The sequence below is a fragment of the Paraburkholderia sp. FW306-2-2C-D06C genome (assembly GCF_058781505.1).
In genome coordinates this window covers 176,139-190,362 of sequence record NZ_JBYSWU010000006.1, presented here as the reverse complement: position 1 = coordinate 190,362, position 14,224 = coordinate 176,139, and the positions used below count along the sequence as shown (strand labels likewise).

Annotated in this window: 14 protein-coding genes; 5 read left to right on the top strand and 9 right to left on the bottom strand. The window is 64.3% G+C overall.

Going from position 1 to position 14,224, the window contains the following annotated elements; genetic code table 11:
* Positions 1 to 6: 6 nt before the first annotated feature.
* The 3 genes from AC3WLT_RS06900 to AC3WLT_RS06890 are packed head-to-tail and all read right to left on the bottom strand — an operon-like array spanning position 7 to position 3,273.
* Entirely contained in the window at positions 7 to 1,155 is a 1,149-nt protein-coding gene (locus tag AC3WLT_RS06900) for a glycosyltransferase family 4 protein (RefSeq protein ID WP_492591156.1), read from the bottom strand.
* A 28-nt stretch (positions 1,156 to 1,183) separates the two neighbouring features.
* The gene (locus AC3WLT_RS06895) at positions 1,184 to 2,014 is read right to left on the bottom strand and encodes a glycosyltransferase (RefSeq protein ID WP_492591155.1); all 831 of its coding nucleotides are present in this window, start codon (positions 2,012 to 2,014) and stop codon (positions 1,184 to 1,186) included.
* The gene (locus tag AC3WLT_RS06890) at positions 2,011 to 3,273 is read right to left on the bottom strand and encodes an oligosaccharide flippase family protein (RefSeq protein ID WP_492591154.1); all 1,263 of its coding nucleotides are present in this window, start codon (positions 3,271 to 3,273) and stop codon (positions 2,011 to 2,013) included. Before AC3WLT_RS06890 ends, AC3WLT_RS06895 begins: the two co-directional genes overlap by 4 nt.
* Positions 3,274 to 3,626: 353 nt before the next feature.
* On the opposite strand from AC3WLT_RS06890, the gene AC3WLT_RS06885 reads away from it, so the two are divergent.
* The 5 genes from AC3WLT_RS06885 (at position 3,627) to AC3WLT_RS06865 (ending at position 9,636) form a co-directional block, all read left to right on the top strand.
* Positions 3,627 to 5,021, top strand: a complete 1,395-nt coding sequence (locus AC3WLT_RS06885; protein WP_492591153.1) for a phosphomannomutase/phosphoglucomutase — start codon at positions 3,627 to 3,629, stop codon at positions 5,019 to 5,021.
* 444 nt (positions 5,022 to 5,465) lie between these two features.
* Positions 5,466 to 6,467: a lipopolysaccharide heptosyltransferase I gene (gene waaC / locus AC3WLT_RS06880; RefSeq protein ID WP_492591152.1), complete on the top strand. Its 1,002-nt coding sequence runs from the start codon at positions 5,466 to 5,468 to the stop codon at positions 6,465 to 6,467.
* Positions 6,468 to 6,514: 47 nt separating this feature from the next.
* Positions 6,515 to 7,399, top strand: coding sequence for a Kdo hydroxylase KdoO (gene kdoO, locus AC3WLT_RS06875; protein ID WP_492591151.1), 885 nt, complete (start codon positions 6,515 to 6,517; stop codon positions 7,397 to 7,399).
* Positions 7,400 to 7,445: 46 nt separating this feature from the next.
* Positions 7,446 to 8,759 (top strand): lipid IV(A) 3-deoxy-D-manno-octulosonic acid transferase, encoded by a 1,314-nt coding sequence (gene waaA, locus AC3WLT_RS06870; RefSeq protein WP_492591150.1) that lies wholly within the window; start codon positions 7,446 to 7,448, stop codon positions 8,757 to 8,759.
* Positions 8,760 to 8,988: 229 nt separating this feature from the next.
* Positions 8,989 to 9,636: a Fic family protein gene (locus AC3WLT_RS06865; protein ID WP_492591149.1), complete on the top strand. Its 648-nt coding sequence runs from the start codon at positions 8,989 to 8,991 to the stop codon at positions 9,634 to 9,636.
* 4 nt (positions 9,637 to 9,640) lie between these two features.
* Here the strand turns inward: AC3WLT_RS06865 and ureG are convergent, their stop codons facing one another.
* The 6 genes from ureG to ureA are packed head-to-tail and all read right to left on the bottom strand — an operon-like array spanning position 9,641 to position 14,072.
* Positions 9,641 to 10,285, bottom strand: a complete 645-nt coding sequence (gene ureG / locus AC3WLT_RS06860; protein ID WP_341312988.1) for an urease accessory protein UreG — start codon at positions 10,283 to 10,285, stop codon at positions 9,641 to 9,643.
* Between the two features lie 41 nt (positions 10,286 to 10,326).
* A complete protein-coding gene (locus AC3WLT_RS06855) occupies positions 10,327 to 11,007 on the bottom strand; it encodes an urease accessory protein UreF (protein ID WP_492591184.1) in 681 nt (226 codons plus the stop codon).
* Complete coding sequence (ureE, locus tag AC3WLT_RS06850; RefSeq protein WP_492591148.1) at positions 10,994 to 11,680, bottom strand: urease accessory protein UreE; 687 nt, start codon at positions 11,678 to 11,680, stop codon at positions 10,994 to 10,996. The genes AC3WLT_RS06855 and ureE overlap by 14 nt, the downstream gene beginning before the upstream one ends.
* Positions 11,681 to 11,683: 3 nt before the next feature.
* Positions 11,684 to 13,390, bottom strand: a complete 1,707-nt coding sequence (gene ureC, locus AC3WLT_RS06845; protein WP_492591147.1) for an urease subunit alpha — start codon at positions 13,388 to 13,390, stop codon at positions 11,684 to 11,686.
* Positions 13,391 to 13,445: 55 nt separating this feature from the next.
* Positions 13,446 to 13,751, bottom strand: a complete 306-nt coding sequence (locus AC3WLT_RS06840) for an urease subunit beta (protein ID WP_492591146.1) — start codon at positions 13,749 to 13,751, stop codon at positions 13,446 to 13,448.
* A gap of 18 nt (positions 13,752 to 13,769) precedes the next feature.
* Complete coding sequence (gene ureA / locus AC3WLT_RS06835) at positions 13,770 to 14,072, bottom strand: urease subunit gamma (protein ID WP_492591145.1); 303 nt, start codon at positions 14,070 to 14,072, stop codon at positions 13,770 to 13,772.
* Positions 14,073 to 14,224 lie beyond the last annotated feature (152 nt).

Here is a 14,224-nt window from a genome sequence, read left to right as displayed (position 1 = left end):
GCTCCGTTAAAGTAGGACGCCCGTCATTTTCTGCACCAGGTCTTTATATGCTTCGACGACCACGCGTTCGTCGAATTCTTTTGCGACTTTCTGTCGGCCGCGTTCTGCCATTGCGCGGCGCTTGGCGCCGCTCATGTCGAGCATCTGTGCCAGCTTCGCCGCGAGACTCTCCGCATTGCGCACTTCGCACAGCCAGCCGTTGACGCCGTCGGCCACCACCTCGCGGCAGCCCGGCACGTCGGTCGCGACTATCGGCCGGCCCATCGCCGAGGCTTCCATCAGCGTGCGCGGCACGCCTTCGCGATACGACGGCAATACGATGCAATCCGCATCGGCGATGAAAGGCCGCACGTCGTGCGCCTCTCCCAGGTACTCGATGACGCCTTCCCGTTCCCAGGCAGCGACTTCTTCGCGCGTGATTGCGCTGGGATTGTCGACGCCGACCGGCCCGAGCAGTTGGAAACGCGCCTGGCGGTAACGTTCACGCAAACGCCGTGCGGCTTCGACATATTCGCCGACGCCCTTGTCCCACAGGAGCCGCCCGATCAGCACAAACTTGAATTCGGCCCGCTCGGGTAGCGGCGTGAACGCGAACTGTTCGAGATCGACGCCTTCGCCATGCAACAGACGCGCACGCTCAGGATGCACCAACAAATTTTGCTCGACAAACGCGGCCTGGTCGTCGCGATTCAGAAACCAGATTTCGCGCGGGAAACGGAAAGCGAAACGGTACAGTTTTTTGGCGACTTGCGCCGCGCGGCTCTGCTGGATGAAGACGTAACCGAGCCCCGTCGTTACCGCTACCGACTGCACGCCCGCCAGCTTCGCGGCGATCGAGCCGTAGATGTTCGGCTTGATCGTGTAATGAAACACGACGTGCGGGCGGATGCTCCGGTACAAACGATACAACGACAAAAGCGTCCGCAGGTCTTCGCGTGGACTGGTGCCTTTCGACGCCACCGGCAGTTCGATGCAGCGGCAACCCATCGCGGCGAGCAGTTCGAACGTGCGATCGCGCGGCGCGAGCACCGTCACGTCGACGCCGCGTCCAACCAGCATGCGGATCAGACCTTGCCGATACGTATAGATTGCCCAGGCGGTGTTACAGACGAGTGTAATGCGCAGCGCGGGCGTCGATTTCAAGGCAGGCTTCATGCGGGAACGGGCTCGACGGTGGAATGAATTAATGGCTTGCGCGCGGCGCGAGCAGCGTGCGTTTGACCCGCTGTAACGCGCCGTAGGGCGTGATCAGATGCAACAGATTTTTGGCGAGGCCGAGCCAGTCGTAGAGATTGGCGGCGTTGAAGTAGCGCAGTTGCAGCCGTAGCGTCGAACTCACCTGGCGGCGCCGTTTGGTCGCGCTGATGCCGCCTTCGTTCAGCTCGTAATAGAGCCCAAGCTCCGGCAGATTCGCGCAGTCGTAGCGCTCCATCAGGCGCACGAACAGATCGAGGTCTTCGGCGGAACGGTATTGCGTGCGATAGTTGCCGACCGCGCGCACCGCGTCGATGCGCAGCATCATCGAAGGATGCGCGAGGCATGAGCGGAAAAACCGCAGACGGCGAATCGCGTTCGGCTCGGCGGGCGGCGTCAGCATGAAGAGCGGCTTGCCGTCACGCGTGACGACCTGCGTCCACATGCCGAGGCCGGCCACTTGCGGATGCAATTCCATGAACACGCGCTGTTTGGCGAGGCGCTGCGGCACGCTGCGGTCGCCCGCGTCGATCCGCGCGGCATAGCGGAAGCCGCGCTGGGCAAGGGCGTCGATGCCGGCTTGCAGGGCGCGCTCGATGCCGCCGTTCTCCGGCATGCGCAGCACTTCGATATGCAGATTGGCGATCGCCGGCGCGACGATCGGCGGCGTGCTGCCGTCGTCGACGATCAGCACGTGCACCGGGGCGCTTTCGCTGAACGAGGCCAGCGTGAGATCGACGTCGGCCTGGCCGTTGTACGCGGGCATCAGCACGGCGACGTCGTCGAGGGCAATATGCGCGGCGGCGGATGAATTCGTCATGGGCGCAATTTGAAGCGGATGTAGTAGAGATTGACCGACGCCGCCGCCAGATAGCCGGCCGCGAGGCCTACCAGCGCGCCGTACGCGCCGAGCCGCGGAATCGCCAGCAGATTGACGACGAAGGCGACGGCCAGCGCCAGCAGCCACTTCGACAGCAACACGAATTTGGCCTGATATTTCAGCACGATCAGATTGCCGATCGCTTCGATGCCGGCCGGCACGGAAAGCCACACGGCCCAGCGGAAAATCTCGATCGCGCCTTCATAGTCCGGCCCGAACACGCGGCCGATGATGAACCCCGCCAGCAGGTCCAGCACGAGCGCGCCGCTCACCATCAGCGCGGCGGTCATCGCGGTGAGCCGCCACATGTTGCGGCGCAGTTGCGCGGGCTCCTGCACGCGATAGACGAACGCGGGCGCAATCGTCTGCGCCAGCATCAGCGCGAGCGTGATCCAGTTTTCGTTCAACTGCTGCGCGGCCGAATAACGTCCGAGGTCGGCGAAGGAGATCGCGCGTTCGAGCATCAGCCGGTCCAGTTTCAGGAACAGATACATACAGATCAGGCCAAGCCAGAACACCGTGCCCGCGCTCGCGAAGTGGCGAAACAGCGAACGGTCGAAGCGCCAGCCGAGCGTGCCGCCATGCCGGCGGATGTAATAGAGCAGCAGCACGGCGCCGATCGCCGCGGATTCGACCGCCCACAGCCAGCCGAAGCGCGCGGGCGCCGCCATGGCGCGCACCAGCAGATAGACGAAGCCCGCTTTCAGCACCGCGGTGCTCATGCTGGTGAGCAACTGCGGCTTGCTGTACGTCATGCTTTGCAGCCACGCATTGATCACGCCGACGAACGGCTCGCGAAACAGCATGGTGACCGCGAGGCCGGCGAGCATCGCGCCGACCATCGGTTCGAAGAGGTGCAGCGCAATGCCGAGCCATGTCAGCAGCAGCGCCGCGACCGACACGGAAATGCGCAGCGCGAAGGCGCTGCCGAGCACGGTGCCGAGTTGAGCCGGCGGCCGGCCGACGATGGTGGGGACCAGAATCTCCGCGCCGCACACCCAGGTGATCGGCGACAGCACCAGCAGCAGCGTGTTCGCGTACTGCCATTTGCCGAAGATGTCCGGCCCGAAGTAGCGCGCCAGCATGCCGCTGATCAAGATCGCAACGCCGATCTGCGTGAGCCGCTCCAGCCCGAGCCAGACGATATTGGTGAAGGCGCGCGTGACGTCGGGATTGGCGAAGCGTTTGAGCGTCAGCATCCGCTTGCCGCTCGCCTGTCCGGTTGCGCGAATCGAGCGGGCGGCGCAAGCGTTGCAAGCCGCGCGGCGGCAGCGCGCGTCATTGCCCACCTGGCCGACAGTCGCGGCAACTTTCCAAAAGGAGGGCGTCTAAGCATTAGAATAGGGCGTCTATAAGGCAGGTCCGAAAGGCGCAATTATAAGTTGGAACCGGATCGCTTCCGGCAAGGGCGCATCGCGAGGTTGTACCAATCGGTTAATGACCAGCTCAACGGCCAGGTAACGGCCAGCTCAACGGCCAGGTTAGCGACCAATTTACCGATTGATCAGCGTAGCGCCGGTCAAAATTTTCCTTTGCACGCAAGTGAGCCAATATGATCTCCAAATCTATCTTCAAGGCGTATGACATTCGCGGTGTGATCGGCAAGACGCTCGATGCCGATGCAGCCCGTTCGATCGGCCGTGCATTCGGCAGCGAAGTGCGGGCGCAAGGCGGCGACGCCGTGGTGGTCGCGCGCGACGGCCGCCTGTCCGGTCCCGAACTGATCCAGGCGCTGTCGGACGGCTTGCGCGCGGCAGGCGTCGACGTGGTCAACGTCGGCATGGTGCCCACGCCGGTGGGCTACTTCGCGGCCAGCGTGCCGTTGCAGCTCGACGGCGGCGAGCGCCGCGTCGACTCGTGCATCGTCGTGACGGGCAGCCACAATCCGCCGGACTACAACGGCTTCAAGATGGTGCTGCGCGGCGCGGCGATTTACGGCGAGCAGATTCTCGCGCTGCATCAGCGCATCGTCGACGATAACTTCGCCACCGGCACCGGCACGTACACCGAGTACGACATCGCCGATACGTATCTCGATCGCATCGCGAGCGACATCACGCTCGCGCGCCCGATCAAGATCGTGGTCGACACCGGCAATGGCGTGGCCGGCGGCCTCGCGCCGAAGCTCTTCAAGAAGCTTGGCTGCGAACTGGTCGAACTGTTCACCGAGATCGACGGCAACTTCCCGAATCACCACCCGGACCCGGCGCACCCCGAGAATCTCCAGGACGTGATCCGCGCGCTGAAGGAAACCGATGCTGAAATCGGTTTCGCATTCGACGGCGACGGCGACCGTCTCGGCGTGGTCACCAAAGACGGCCAGATCATTTATCCGGATCGCCAGCTGATGCTGTTCGCCGAAGAAGTGCTGTCGCGCAACCAGGGCGCGCAGATCATTTACGACGTGAAGTGCACGCGCAATCTGGCCAAGTGGGTGAAGGACAAGGGCGGCGAGCCGCTGATGTGGAAGACCGGCCACTCGCTCGTGAAGGCGAAGCTGCGCGAAACCGGCGCGCCGCTGGCAGGCGAAATGAGCGGTCACGTGTTCTTCAAGGACCGCTGGTACGGTTTCGACGACGGCCTGTACACGGGCGCGCGTCTTTTGGAAATCCTCACGCGCGTGTCCGATCCGAGCACGCTGCTGAACTCGCTGCCGAACTCGCATTCCACGCCGGAGCTGCAACTGAAGCTGGAGGAAGGCGAAAACTTCGAGCTGATCGCGCGTTTGCAGCAGAACGCGAAGTTCACCGGCGCGGACGACGTCGTGAAGATCGACGGCCTGCGCGTCGAATATCCGGACGGCTTTGGTCTGGCGCGTTCGTCGAACACCACGCCGGTGGTCGTGATGCGTTTCGAGGCCGATAACGACGAAGCGCTCAAGCGCATCCAGGAAGACTTTCGCCGCGTGATCCTCGCGGAGAAGGCTGACGCCAAACTGCCGTTCTGACGGTTTGGGCGACGAAAAGCTGCGGGCGGTTCGAGTTGAACCGCCCGCGGCTGCCGCCGAACGCGGCGCGGGTTTCACTTACCGCGCCGCGTTTTTTCATGGCATTGGCATGCGACGCGCTAAAATTGCCGTCCTCGTGAGAAAACGCCGGGCCGCCCCAAGTTTTCCGCTCCGCAGGAAGTCCCCCGCTCCGAAGGAAGTCCCCTTGGGGGATTGGGGGATCAACCCCCTCGGGGGGGCCTGGCGCGAAGCGACAGGTTTGGGGGCGCTCTTACTAAAACGCCGGGCCGCCCTAAGTTTTCCGCTCCGCAGGAAGTCCCCCGCCCCGAAGGAAGTCCCCTTGGGGGATTGGGGGATCAACCCCCTCGGGAGGCCTGGCGCGAAGCGACAGGTTCGGGGGCTCTTTCAACGCATCTTCGGGCCGGATAGCCGGTTTTCCCACTCTTGAGCGTGCAAAAGATACTGATCGTGAGGGTGTCGTCATTGGGCGACGTCGTTCACAACATGCCGGTGATCGCCGACATTCGCCGCCGCCATCCGCAAGCGCAGATCGACTGGCTCGTCGAAGAAAGCTTCGTGGGGCTCGTGCAGCTCGTGACCGGCGTGCACCGGGCGATTCCCGTGTCGCTGCGGCGCTGGCGCAAGCGGCTCCTGTCGCTCGACAACTGGCGCGAGATCGGCGCATTCCGGCGTGCGCTCGCCGCCGAGCACTACGATCTCGTAATCGACTGCCAGGGGCTCATCAAGACCGCGTGGGTCGCGAGCATGGCGCGCGGACCGCTGGTCGGCCTCGCGAACCGCACCGACGGCGCGGGCTTCGAATGGCCGGTGCGTTTCTTCTACGACAAGCGCGTGCCGATCGAGCCGCGCACCCATGTGGTCGAACGCACGCGCCAACTGGTGGCCGCGGCGCTGAACGACCCGCAGCCGCAACCCACCGACGAAATCGATTTCGGCATCGACACCGGGCGCGCGGCGCTGGCTTTGTCGGAGGCGAATCTGAACCTGCCGGTGCCGTACGTGGTGTTCGTCCACGCCACCTCGCGCGCCGACAAGCAATGGCCCGATGCCGCGTGGATCGACCTGGGCCAGTCGCTGGTGCGGCGTGGCGCGTCGATCGTGCTGCCGTGGGGCAGCGACGAAGAGCGCACGACCAGTGAGCGTCTGGCCAAGGAGTTCGGCGCCGCGGCGATCGTGCCGCCCAGGCTGTCGTTGCCGGCGGTGGTCGGCCTGATCGACGGTGCCGCCGCGACGGTCGGGGTTGACACAGGTCTGGTTCACATCGCCGCGGCGCTGAAGCGGCCGACGATCGAGTTGTACAATTTCGCCACCGCGTGGCGCACCGGCGGCTACTGGTCGCCGAACGTCGTCAATCTCGGCACCGCCGGGCAGCCGCCCACGCTGCAACAGCTGAAGTCCGCACTGGCCGGCTTCGGCCTGCTGTAACGCGGCGTGCGCTTCGCCTTACGCTTCATCCGTTTTCAAGGGCGACCATGAACGAAACCCAGATCATCGAAGTAGCGAACGCTGACTGGCACGGACGCAATCTGTCCGTGCCGCGCGAAACGCTGCTCGCCGGCGTCGAGCGCGGCAAAGTGCTGTACTTCCCGAATCTGCGCTTTGCGATCGAAGGCGGCGAGCAGGCGCTGCTCGATCCGGCGCTCGCCGACCCGAACCGCAAGAACATCAGCCTCGAACCGAATGGCGGCGCGCTGCACGGCGTGGCCGGCGACGCCGTCGCGCAATCGGCGGTGCGCGCGTTGATCGCGCGTTATCAGGCCAATGCGCGCACGCTGGTCGATGGGCTTTTCCCCGAATACAACGGCACGCTGCGCGTCGCGCCCACCAGTTTGCGTCTGCATCAGGTGGAAACGCGCCAGACTTCGTGGCGCAAGGACGATAGCCGTCTGCACGTCGATGCATTTCCGTCGCGGCCGAACTACGGCGAGCGCATCCTGCGCGTGTTCACCAACGTCAATCCGTATGGCGTGCCGCGCGTGTGGCGCGTCGGCGAACCGTTCGAGGACATGGCGAGGCGCTTCCTGCCGCGCATCAAGCCGCAGATGCCCGGCTCCGCGTGGCTGCTGAATCTGCTACACGTGACCAAATCGCCGCGCAGCGAATACGACCATCTGATGCTGAATCTGCACGACGGCATGAAGGCCGATCTCGACTATCAGAAGTCGTGCCCGCAGGAAACCGTGCCGTTTCCGACCGGCAGCGTGTGGGTGTGTTTCTCCGACCAGACTTCGCACGCGGTGATGTCCGGTCAGTTCATGCTGGAGCAGACTTTCTTCCTGCCGGTCAAGGCGATGGCGCAGCCGGAATGCGCGCCGCTCGGCATTCTCGAGCGCCTGAAGGGCAGGGCGCTGGTTTGAGCGCCGCTTTCTTCTTGTCAGACTCGCTGAAAGACGCGGAGCCCCGATGCTGAGGGCGATCTATAACGCGCTCTGGTGGATCGTCGCGCCGCTTGCCGTATTGCGTTTGCTGATCCGCTCGCGCAAGGAGCGCGGTTATCGCGAGCATATCGGCGAGCGTTTCGGTTCTGCGCGTGGCCGGCTGCCGGAAGACGATGCGCCGCTGATCTGGGTGCATGCGGTGTCGGTGGGCGAGACGCGCGCCGCGCAGCCGCTGATCGACGCGCTGATGAAGGCGCGGCCCGACGCGCGGATTCTGCTTACGCATATGACGCCGAGCGGCCGCGCGACCGGCGAGCAGATATTCGGCGACCGCGTGTTGCGCAGCTATTTGCCGTACGACATGCCGCACGCGGTGCGGCGGTTCTTGCGGACGTGGCGGCCGTCGCTCGGTCTGGTGATGGAAACGGAAGTGTGGCCGACGCTGATAGACGAATGCCGTCGCGCGGATGTGCCGCTCGTGCTGACCAATGCGCGGATGTCCGCGCGTTCTTATAAGCGCGCTGCGAAGTTCGGCAACGCAACCAGGGGCGTGTTCGGCGGTTTTGCGCGCGTGCTGGCGCAGAGTCCGGCGGATGCGGAGCGGCTCACGGCGTTGGGCGCGCGCAATGTCGCGGTGCTCGGCAATCTCAAGTTCGACATGAGCACGCCGCCGGAACTGGCGGCGCGCGGTCATGCGTGGCGCGCGGCGATCGGCGCGCGGCCGGCGTGGGTCGCAGCGAGTACGCGTGAAGGCGAAGAGGCGTTGGTGTTGCAGGCGTTCGCCGCGCTCGGCATCGACGACGCGTTGCTGATTCTAGTGCCGCGGCATCCACAACGGTTCAACGAAGTGGCGGCGCTGGTCGAGAAAGCCGGCTTGCGCATCGAGCGGCGTTCGACCTGGGCGCCCGCGGCGACCGTGGCTTCGGCTGCTTCCGGCGCGGGCGGCGGCGTGCCGGCGTTGCCTTCGAATGTGAATGTGTTGCTCGGCGATTCGATGGGCGAGCTGGGCGCTTACTATGCCGCGTCGGATCTGGCGTTCATCGGCGGGAGTTTGTTGCCGCTCGGTGGGCAGAATCTGATCGAGGCGTGTGCGGTCGGTGTGCCGGTGCTGATCGGACCGCACGTGTTCAACTTCACGCAAGCCACCGCCGATGCGGTCGCGGCGGGTGCGGCGGTGCAGGTGCAAGACCCGGCCGATCTGGCGCGCGCGCTGCGCGAGCTGTTCGGCGACAAGGCGCGGCGGCTCGCGATGAGCGGCGCGGCCTCGGCGTTCGCCGCGCGCCATCGCGGCGCGACCGCGCGGACGGTGGATGTGTTGATGGCGTTGTTGCCGGAGTAGTGATTCGAGCGCCGCGAATGCTGCGCTCGCGTTATCGCTTTGTGCGCCGATAAATCGTATATTCTGCCAACACCGGGCTTGAGCGCTGACTGCCCTGTGACTTGAACCGCTCCCTTCACGACCTGCCATGACGCTTTTCACCGACCTCGGCTTCCAATGGGACCGTGCCGCGATTCCGCAAGACATGCCGATCCACTCGATCAAACGGGTGTGTTTCCGCTTTCATCGGATGCTGCCGGAATTCGTGTGGGATGCGAGCGTGCTCGAAGGCAATCCTTTTACGTTCCCCGAGGTAAAAACGCTGCTCGATGGCGTCACCGTTGGCGGACGGAAGATCTCTGATCAGGAGCAGGTCCTGAACCTGGTGGAGAGTTCGAAATATCTGCTGGAGATCGTACAGAACGGCCGTTTTGCGCTCGACAAAGCGACGTTTTGCGACCTGCATCGTCTTGTTGCGCGCAACGAGGCGCTGGAGTGGGGCGTGTTCCGCGGGGAAGGCGATGAAACCCGGTACACACCCGACGTAGCTTTAGGTGAGGCAGGGCGGTATACGCCGCTGCCGACCGTGGCCGGTGCTCCAGAACTCAACCGGGTTTTCGCTGCCGGAACCCGCGCGCTGACCGAGCAGGTCCCGAATGTCTTCGAGCGTGGTTGCGCGTTCTTCCTGTTCGGCGCGTTGCAGCAATTCTTCTTCGACGGCAACAAGCGCACCTCGCGCTTCATGATGAACGGCGTGCTCATGTCGAACGGCATCGACGCAATCAGTGTCCCGGCGCAGCGGGCGGGGGACTTCAACGAAAAGATGGTGCGCTTCTATCTATCGAAGGATGGGACCGAGATGATGGCATTTCTGCTCGAATGCCATCCGGGCGAGTGAAGGCTCAAACCTTCAACAACCCCTTCTTCTCGATAAACTTCACCACCTCGTCCAGGCCGTCGAGCGCCTTCAGATTGCACATCACGAAGGGCCGCTCGCCGCGCATCTTCTTCGCGTCGGACGCCATCACATCGAGATTCGCGCCGACCATCGGCGCCAGATCCGTCTTGTTGATCACCAGCAGGTCCGACTTCGTAATCCCCGGTCCGCCTTTGCGCGGAATCTTCTCGCCGCCGGCGACGTCGATCACGTAGATCGTCAGGTCCGACAACTCCGGGCTGAAGGTTGCCGCGAGGTTGTCGCCGCCCGATTCGATGAACACGATGTCCGCGTCGGGAAAACGCGTGAGCATGCGGTCGACGGCTTCGAGGTTGATCGACGCGTCTTCGCGAATCGCCGTGTGCGGGCAGCCGCCTGTCTCCACACCCATGATTCGCTCGGCCGGCAGCGCACCCGCCACCGTCAGCAGACGCTGATCTTCTTTCGTATAGATATCGTTGGTGATCGCGACGAGGTCGTACTGTTCGCGCATCGCCTTGCAGAGCATTTCGAGCAGCGTGGTCTTGCCCGAGCCGACCGGGCCGCCGACGCCTACGCGCAGCGGCGGCAGTTTCTTCGTACGAAGAGCGGGGTGATGAGGTGCGTTCATGATGGATCTGCCTAAGTCTGCCTAAGTCTGCATTAGTCTGCTTATGAGCGAAAGAGCCGCGAGTATTGCGACTCGTGACGCGCCGACAAAATGCCTAATTGCGGCGCGAAGGTGCTGATGTTGTCCGGTGTGGTGGCCAGTGCGCGCGTGACGGCGGCGTCGATCGGCTCGCGCAACGCGACGATGATGCGCTGTCCGGCGAGCTGGCCGAGCGGCACCGCTTTCAACGCGGCGGCGGCCTGGTTCTCCACCCAGCTGAAGGCGTAAGCGGCGAGAGCGGCGTCGGGCGCCGCGTCGTGCGCGAAGGCGGCGAACGCAAATGCCGTGGGTTGGGCCAAAGGCGTCATCGAAGCCAGCGTCGCGCGCCGTGCTGGATCGCCCCATTCCAGCGACACGCACAACTGCCGCAGCGACCAGCCCATCTGCTCCGTTTCGCGTCTCAATTCGGCCGACTCGCGGCTCGCGAGGAACTCGCTATTCGCCGAGGCCAGTCCCGCAGCATCATGCGCGCGCCAGCGTTCGATCTGATGCGCGAGAAACGGCAGTTCGCCATGCGCGAGCACATCGCTCAAACCGCTGGCGATCCAGTCGCGTGCGGAATCGACGTCGGTGATCAAATGCGCTTCGATCGCGGCTTCGAGACCCTGCGAGTAGCTGAACGCGCCAATCGGCAGCGCCGGCGACGCGAGATGCAGCAGCGCCGTGAGTTCAGCGATGCGCATGATGAGGGTGATGCCCGTGGCCGCACGATTCGTCGTGGACGTGATCGCCGTGGTCGTGATCGTGCGAGTGGCCGTGCTCATGATCGTGGCCGTGCGCGTGGCCATGGCCGTGCTCATGGTCGTGCTCACGGTCGTGATCATGCGAATGCTCATGACCGTGATGCTCGCCGAACACCTGCTGCGCGATTGCGTAGTCTTCGGCGAAGGTCTCGTCGTGACCATGTCTGTGGCCGCCGCCGTACGCGCCGGATTCCGGCTGGAACGGCATCGACACCTGATCGACCGTTGCGCCTATGCGCTTGAGCATATCGGCCAGCACCGGATCGTATTCGAGCTTCAGATAATCCGCGCCGACTTCGACGGGCGTGTGGCGATTGCCGAGATGGTACGCGGCGCGCGTGAGCGTCAGCGCATCTTTGGCACGGACGTACAGCACCGTTTCGGGCGCGGCCACGACGCGCACCAAACCGCCGTCGTCGGCGACCAGCACATCGCCGTCGCGCAGAACCGTGCCGCGCGGCAGCAGCAGCGCGACTTCCTCGCCGTTGTCGAGCGTCGCCGCGAGGCGGCTCTTGCGGCGGTCGTCGAAAGCGAGCGTCAAGGTCGGCGCGCGCTTGATCAATACAGGCGCGAGCTTCAGATGCGGCGCGATCAGTTTGTCGATGGTGCGCATGGTTTAGAACAGGAAGTAGCGTTGCGCCATCGGCAGTACGGTTGCTGGTTCGCAGGTCAGCAACTGACCGTCGGCGATGACCTGATACGTCTCCGGATCGACGCTGATCGCCGGACGCCACGCGTTGTGAATCATGTCGGCCTTCGTGATGTTGCGGCAGTTCTTTACGGCAACGATACGCTTATTCAGGCCGTAGCGTTCGCCGACGCCCGCATCCGCGGCCATCTGCGAAACGAAGGTGAGCGACGTGCGACCCAGCGCACCGCCGCGTGTCGCGAACATCTCGCGATAGTGGACCGGCTGCGGCGTCGGAATCGACGCGTTCGGGTCGCCCATCTGCGCCATCGCGATCATGCCGCCCTTCAGTATCAGCGACGGCTTGATGCCGAAAAAGGCCGGCTGCCAGAACACCAGGTCGGCCCATTTACCGGGTTCGATCGAGCCGACTTCATGTGAAATGCCGTGCGTGATCGCCGGGTTGATCGTGTACTTCGCGACATAACGCTTCGCGCGGAAATTGTCGTGGCGCGCGTTGTCTTCGGGCAGCGCGCCGCGTTGAACCTTCATCTTGTGCGCGGTCTGCCACGTGCGGATGATCACTTCGCCCACGCGCCCCATGGCCTGCGAATCCGACGACAGCATCGACAGCGCGCCGAGGTCGTGCAGGATGTCTTCGGCGGCGATGGTCTCGCGGCGGATGCGGGATTCGGCGAACGCGATGTCTTCCGCGATCGACGGGTCCAGGTGGTGGCACACCATCAGCATGTCGAGATGTTCTTCGAGCGTGTTGACGGTATACGGGCGCGTCGGATTGGTGGACGAGGGCAGCACGTTCGCTTCGCCGCACACCTTGATGATGTCCGGCGCGTGGCCGCCGCCTGCGCCTTCCGTGTGATACGTGTGGATCGTGCGGCCCTTGAACGCCGCGACTGTCGCTTCGACAAAGCCTGCTTCGTTCAGCGTATCCGTGTGAATCGCGACCTGCGTGTCGGTATCGTCGGCAACGGAAAGACAGTTGTCGATTGCAGCGGGCGTCGTGCCCCAGTCTTCGTGCAGCTTCAGGCCGATCGCACCCGCGGCGATCTGCTCCAAGGCAGGCTGCGGCTGGCTCACGTTGCCCTTGCCGAGAAAGCCGAGGTTCATCGGATAACCGTCGGCCGCTTGCAGCATCCGTTCGAGATGCCACGGACCCGGCGTGCAGGTGGTGGCGTTCGTGCCCGTCGCGGGACCGGTGCCGCCGCCGAGCATGGTCGTCACGCCGCTCGCGAGTGCTTCTTCGATCTGCTGCGGGCTGATGAAGTGAATGTGCGTATCGATGCCGCCCGCCGTCACGATCAGGCCTTCGCCGGCGATCACTTCGGTGGACGCGCCGATCGCGATCGTCACGTTCGGCTGAATGTCCGGGTTGCCTGCTTTGCCGATCGCGGCGATGCGGCCGTTCTTGATGCCGATGTCGGCTTTGACGATGCCCCAATGATCGAGAATCACCGCGTTGGTGACGACCGTATCGACCACGTCGGCGTGCACGCGTTGCGACTGGCCCATGCCGTCGCGAATCACCTTGCCGCCGCCGAATTTCACTTCTTCGCCGTAGGTCGTGAAGTCGCGTTCGACTTCGATCAACAGGTCCGTATCGGCGAGGCGCACGCGGTCGCCGGTGGTGGGGCCGAACATTTCCGCGTATGCGCGGCGGCCAATGCGTAATGTCATGGTGTGGGTCCGGAAATGAGCAGGGCGGTTCGAGCAAGCGCGCGTGATTCGCGCATCACAGCTTGCCCATCACCTTGCCGTTGAAGCCGTAGACGACGCGCTCACCCGCCAGTTCGACCAGTTCGACAGTGCGTTCCTGGCCGGGCTCGAAGCGCACGGCGGTGCCCGCCGCGATGTTCAGCCGGAAGCCGCGTGCCGCTTCGCGATCGAAGGAGAGCGCCGGGTTCACTTCGTAGAAGTGGTAGTGCGAGCCGATCTGCACCGGCCGGTCGCCGGTATTCGACACGACCACCGTGACGGTGGCGCGGCCCGCGTTGAGTTCGTGTTCGCCGTCGTCGATGAGGAGTTCGCCGGGAATCATGGGGCCTGCCTTACGTGATTAGGGGATCGGGTGATGAACGGTGACGAGCTTGGTGCCGTCGGGGAAGGTGGCTTCGACCTGGATGTCGGGGATCATTTCCGGCACGCCTTCCATCACGTCGTCACGCCTGAGCAGCGTGGTGCCGTAGTGCATGACTTCGGCGACGGTCTTGCCGTCGCGGGCCGCTTCCATTAGCGCCGCGGTGATGAAGGCGATCGCCTCCGGGTAATTCAGTTTGAGACCGCGCGCGCGGCGCCGTTCGGCGAGCAGCGCGGCGGTGAAGATCAGCAGCTTGTCCTTCTCGCGAGGTGTCAGCTTCATCGATTATGTGCTTAGGGTTGCGCCTGTCCCGATGGGGCAGGCGGCGATGATGACCGGCGCTGCGCGTCATGGCCGCGATCGCGTGCCGTGCACGGATGGGCCAGGACGAGCGCAATGCCGGATGAGCCTGTCACGGTATCAAGTCCGGCTAA

Bases quoted from the DNA above. Each gene is read 5' to 3' on its own strand.
- AC3WLT_RS06865 (WP_492591149.1), top strand. From the start codon at position 8,989: ATGCTGCCGGAATTCGTGTGGGATGCGAGCGTGCTCGAAGGCAATCCT.
- ureG (WP_341312988.1), bottom strand. From the start codon at position 10,285: ATGAACGCACCTCATCACCCCGCTCTTCGTACGAAGAAACTGCCGCCG.
- ureE (WP_492591148.1), bottom strand. From the start codon at position 11,680: ATGCGCACCATCGACAAACTGATCGCGCCGCATCTGAAGCTCGCGCCT.
- waaA (WP_492591150.1), top strand. From the start codon at position 7,446: ATGCTGAGGGCGATCTATAACGCGCTCTGGTGGATCGTCGCGCCGCTT.
- kdoO (WP_492591151.1), top strand. From the start codon at position 6,515: ATGAACGAAACCCAGATCATCGAAGTAGCGAACGCTGACTGGCACGGA.
- AC3WLT_RS06890 (WP_492591154.1), bottom strand. From the start codon at position 3,273: ATGCTGACGCTCAAACGCTTCGCCAATCCCGACGTCACGCGCGCCTTC.
- AC3WLT_RS06840 (WP_492591146.1), bottom strand. From the start codon at position 13,751: ATGATTCCCGGCGAACTCCTCATCGACGACGGCGAACACGAACTCAAC.
- AC3WLT_RS06885 (WP_492591153.1), top strand. From the start codon at position 3,627: ATGATCTCCAAATCTATCTTCAAGGCGTATGACATTCGCGGTGTGATC.
- AC3WLT_RS06900 (WP_492591156.1), bottom strand. From the start codon at position 1,155: ATGAAGCCTGCCTTGAAATCGACGCCCGCGCTGCGCATTACACTCGTC.
- AC3WLT_RS06895 (WP_492591155.1), bottom strand. From the start codon at position 2,014: ATGACGAATTCATCCGCCGCCGCGCATATTGCCCTCGACGACGTCGCC.
- ureA (WP_492591145.1), bottom strand. From the start codon at position 14,072: ATGAAGCTGACACCTCGCGAGAAGGACAAGCTGCTGATCTTCACCGCC.
- AC3WLT_RS06855 (WP_492591184.1), bottom strand. From the start codon at position 11,007: ATGCGCATCGCTGAACTCACGGCGCTGCTGCATCTCGCGTCGCCGGCG.
- ureC (WP_492591147.1), bottom strand. From the start codon at position 13,390: ATGACATTACGCATTGGCCGCCGCGCATACGCGGAAATGTTCGGCCCC.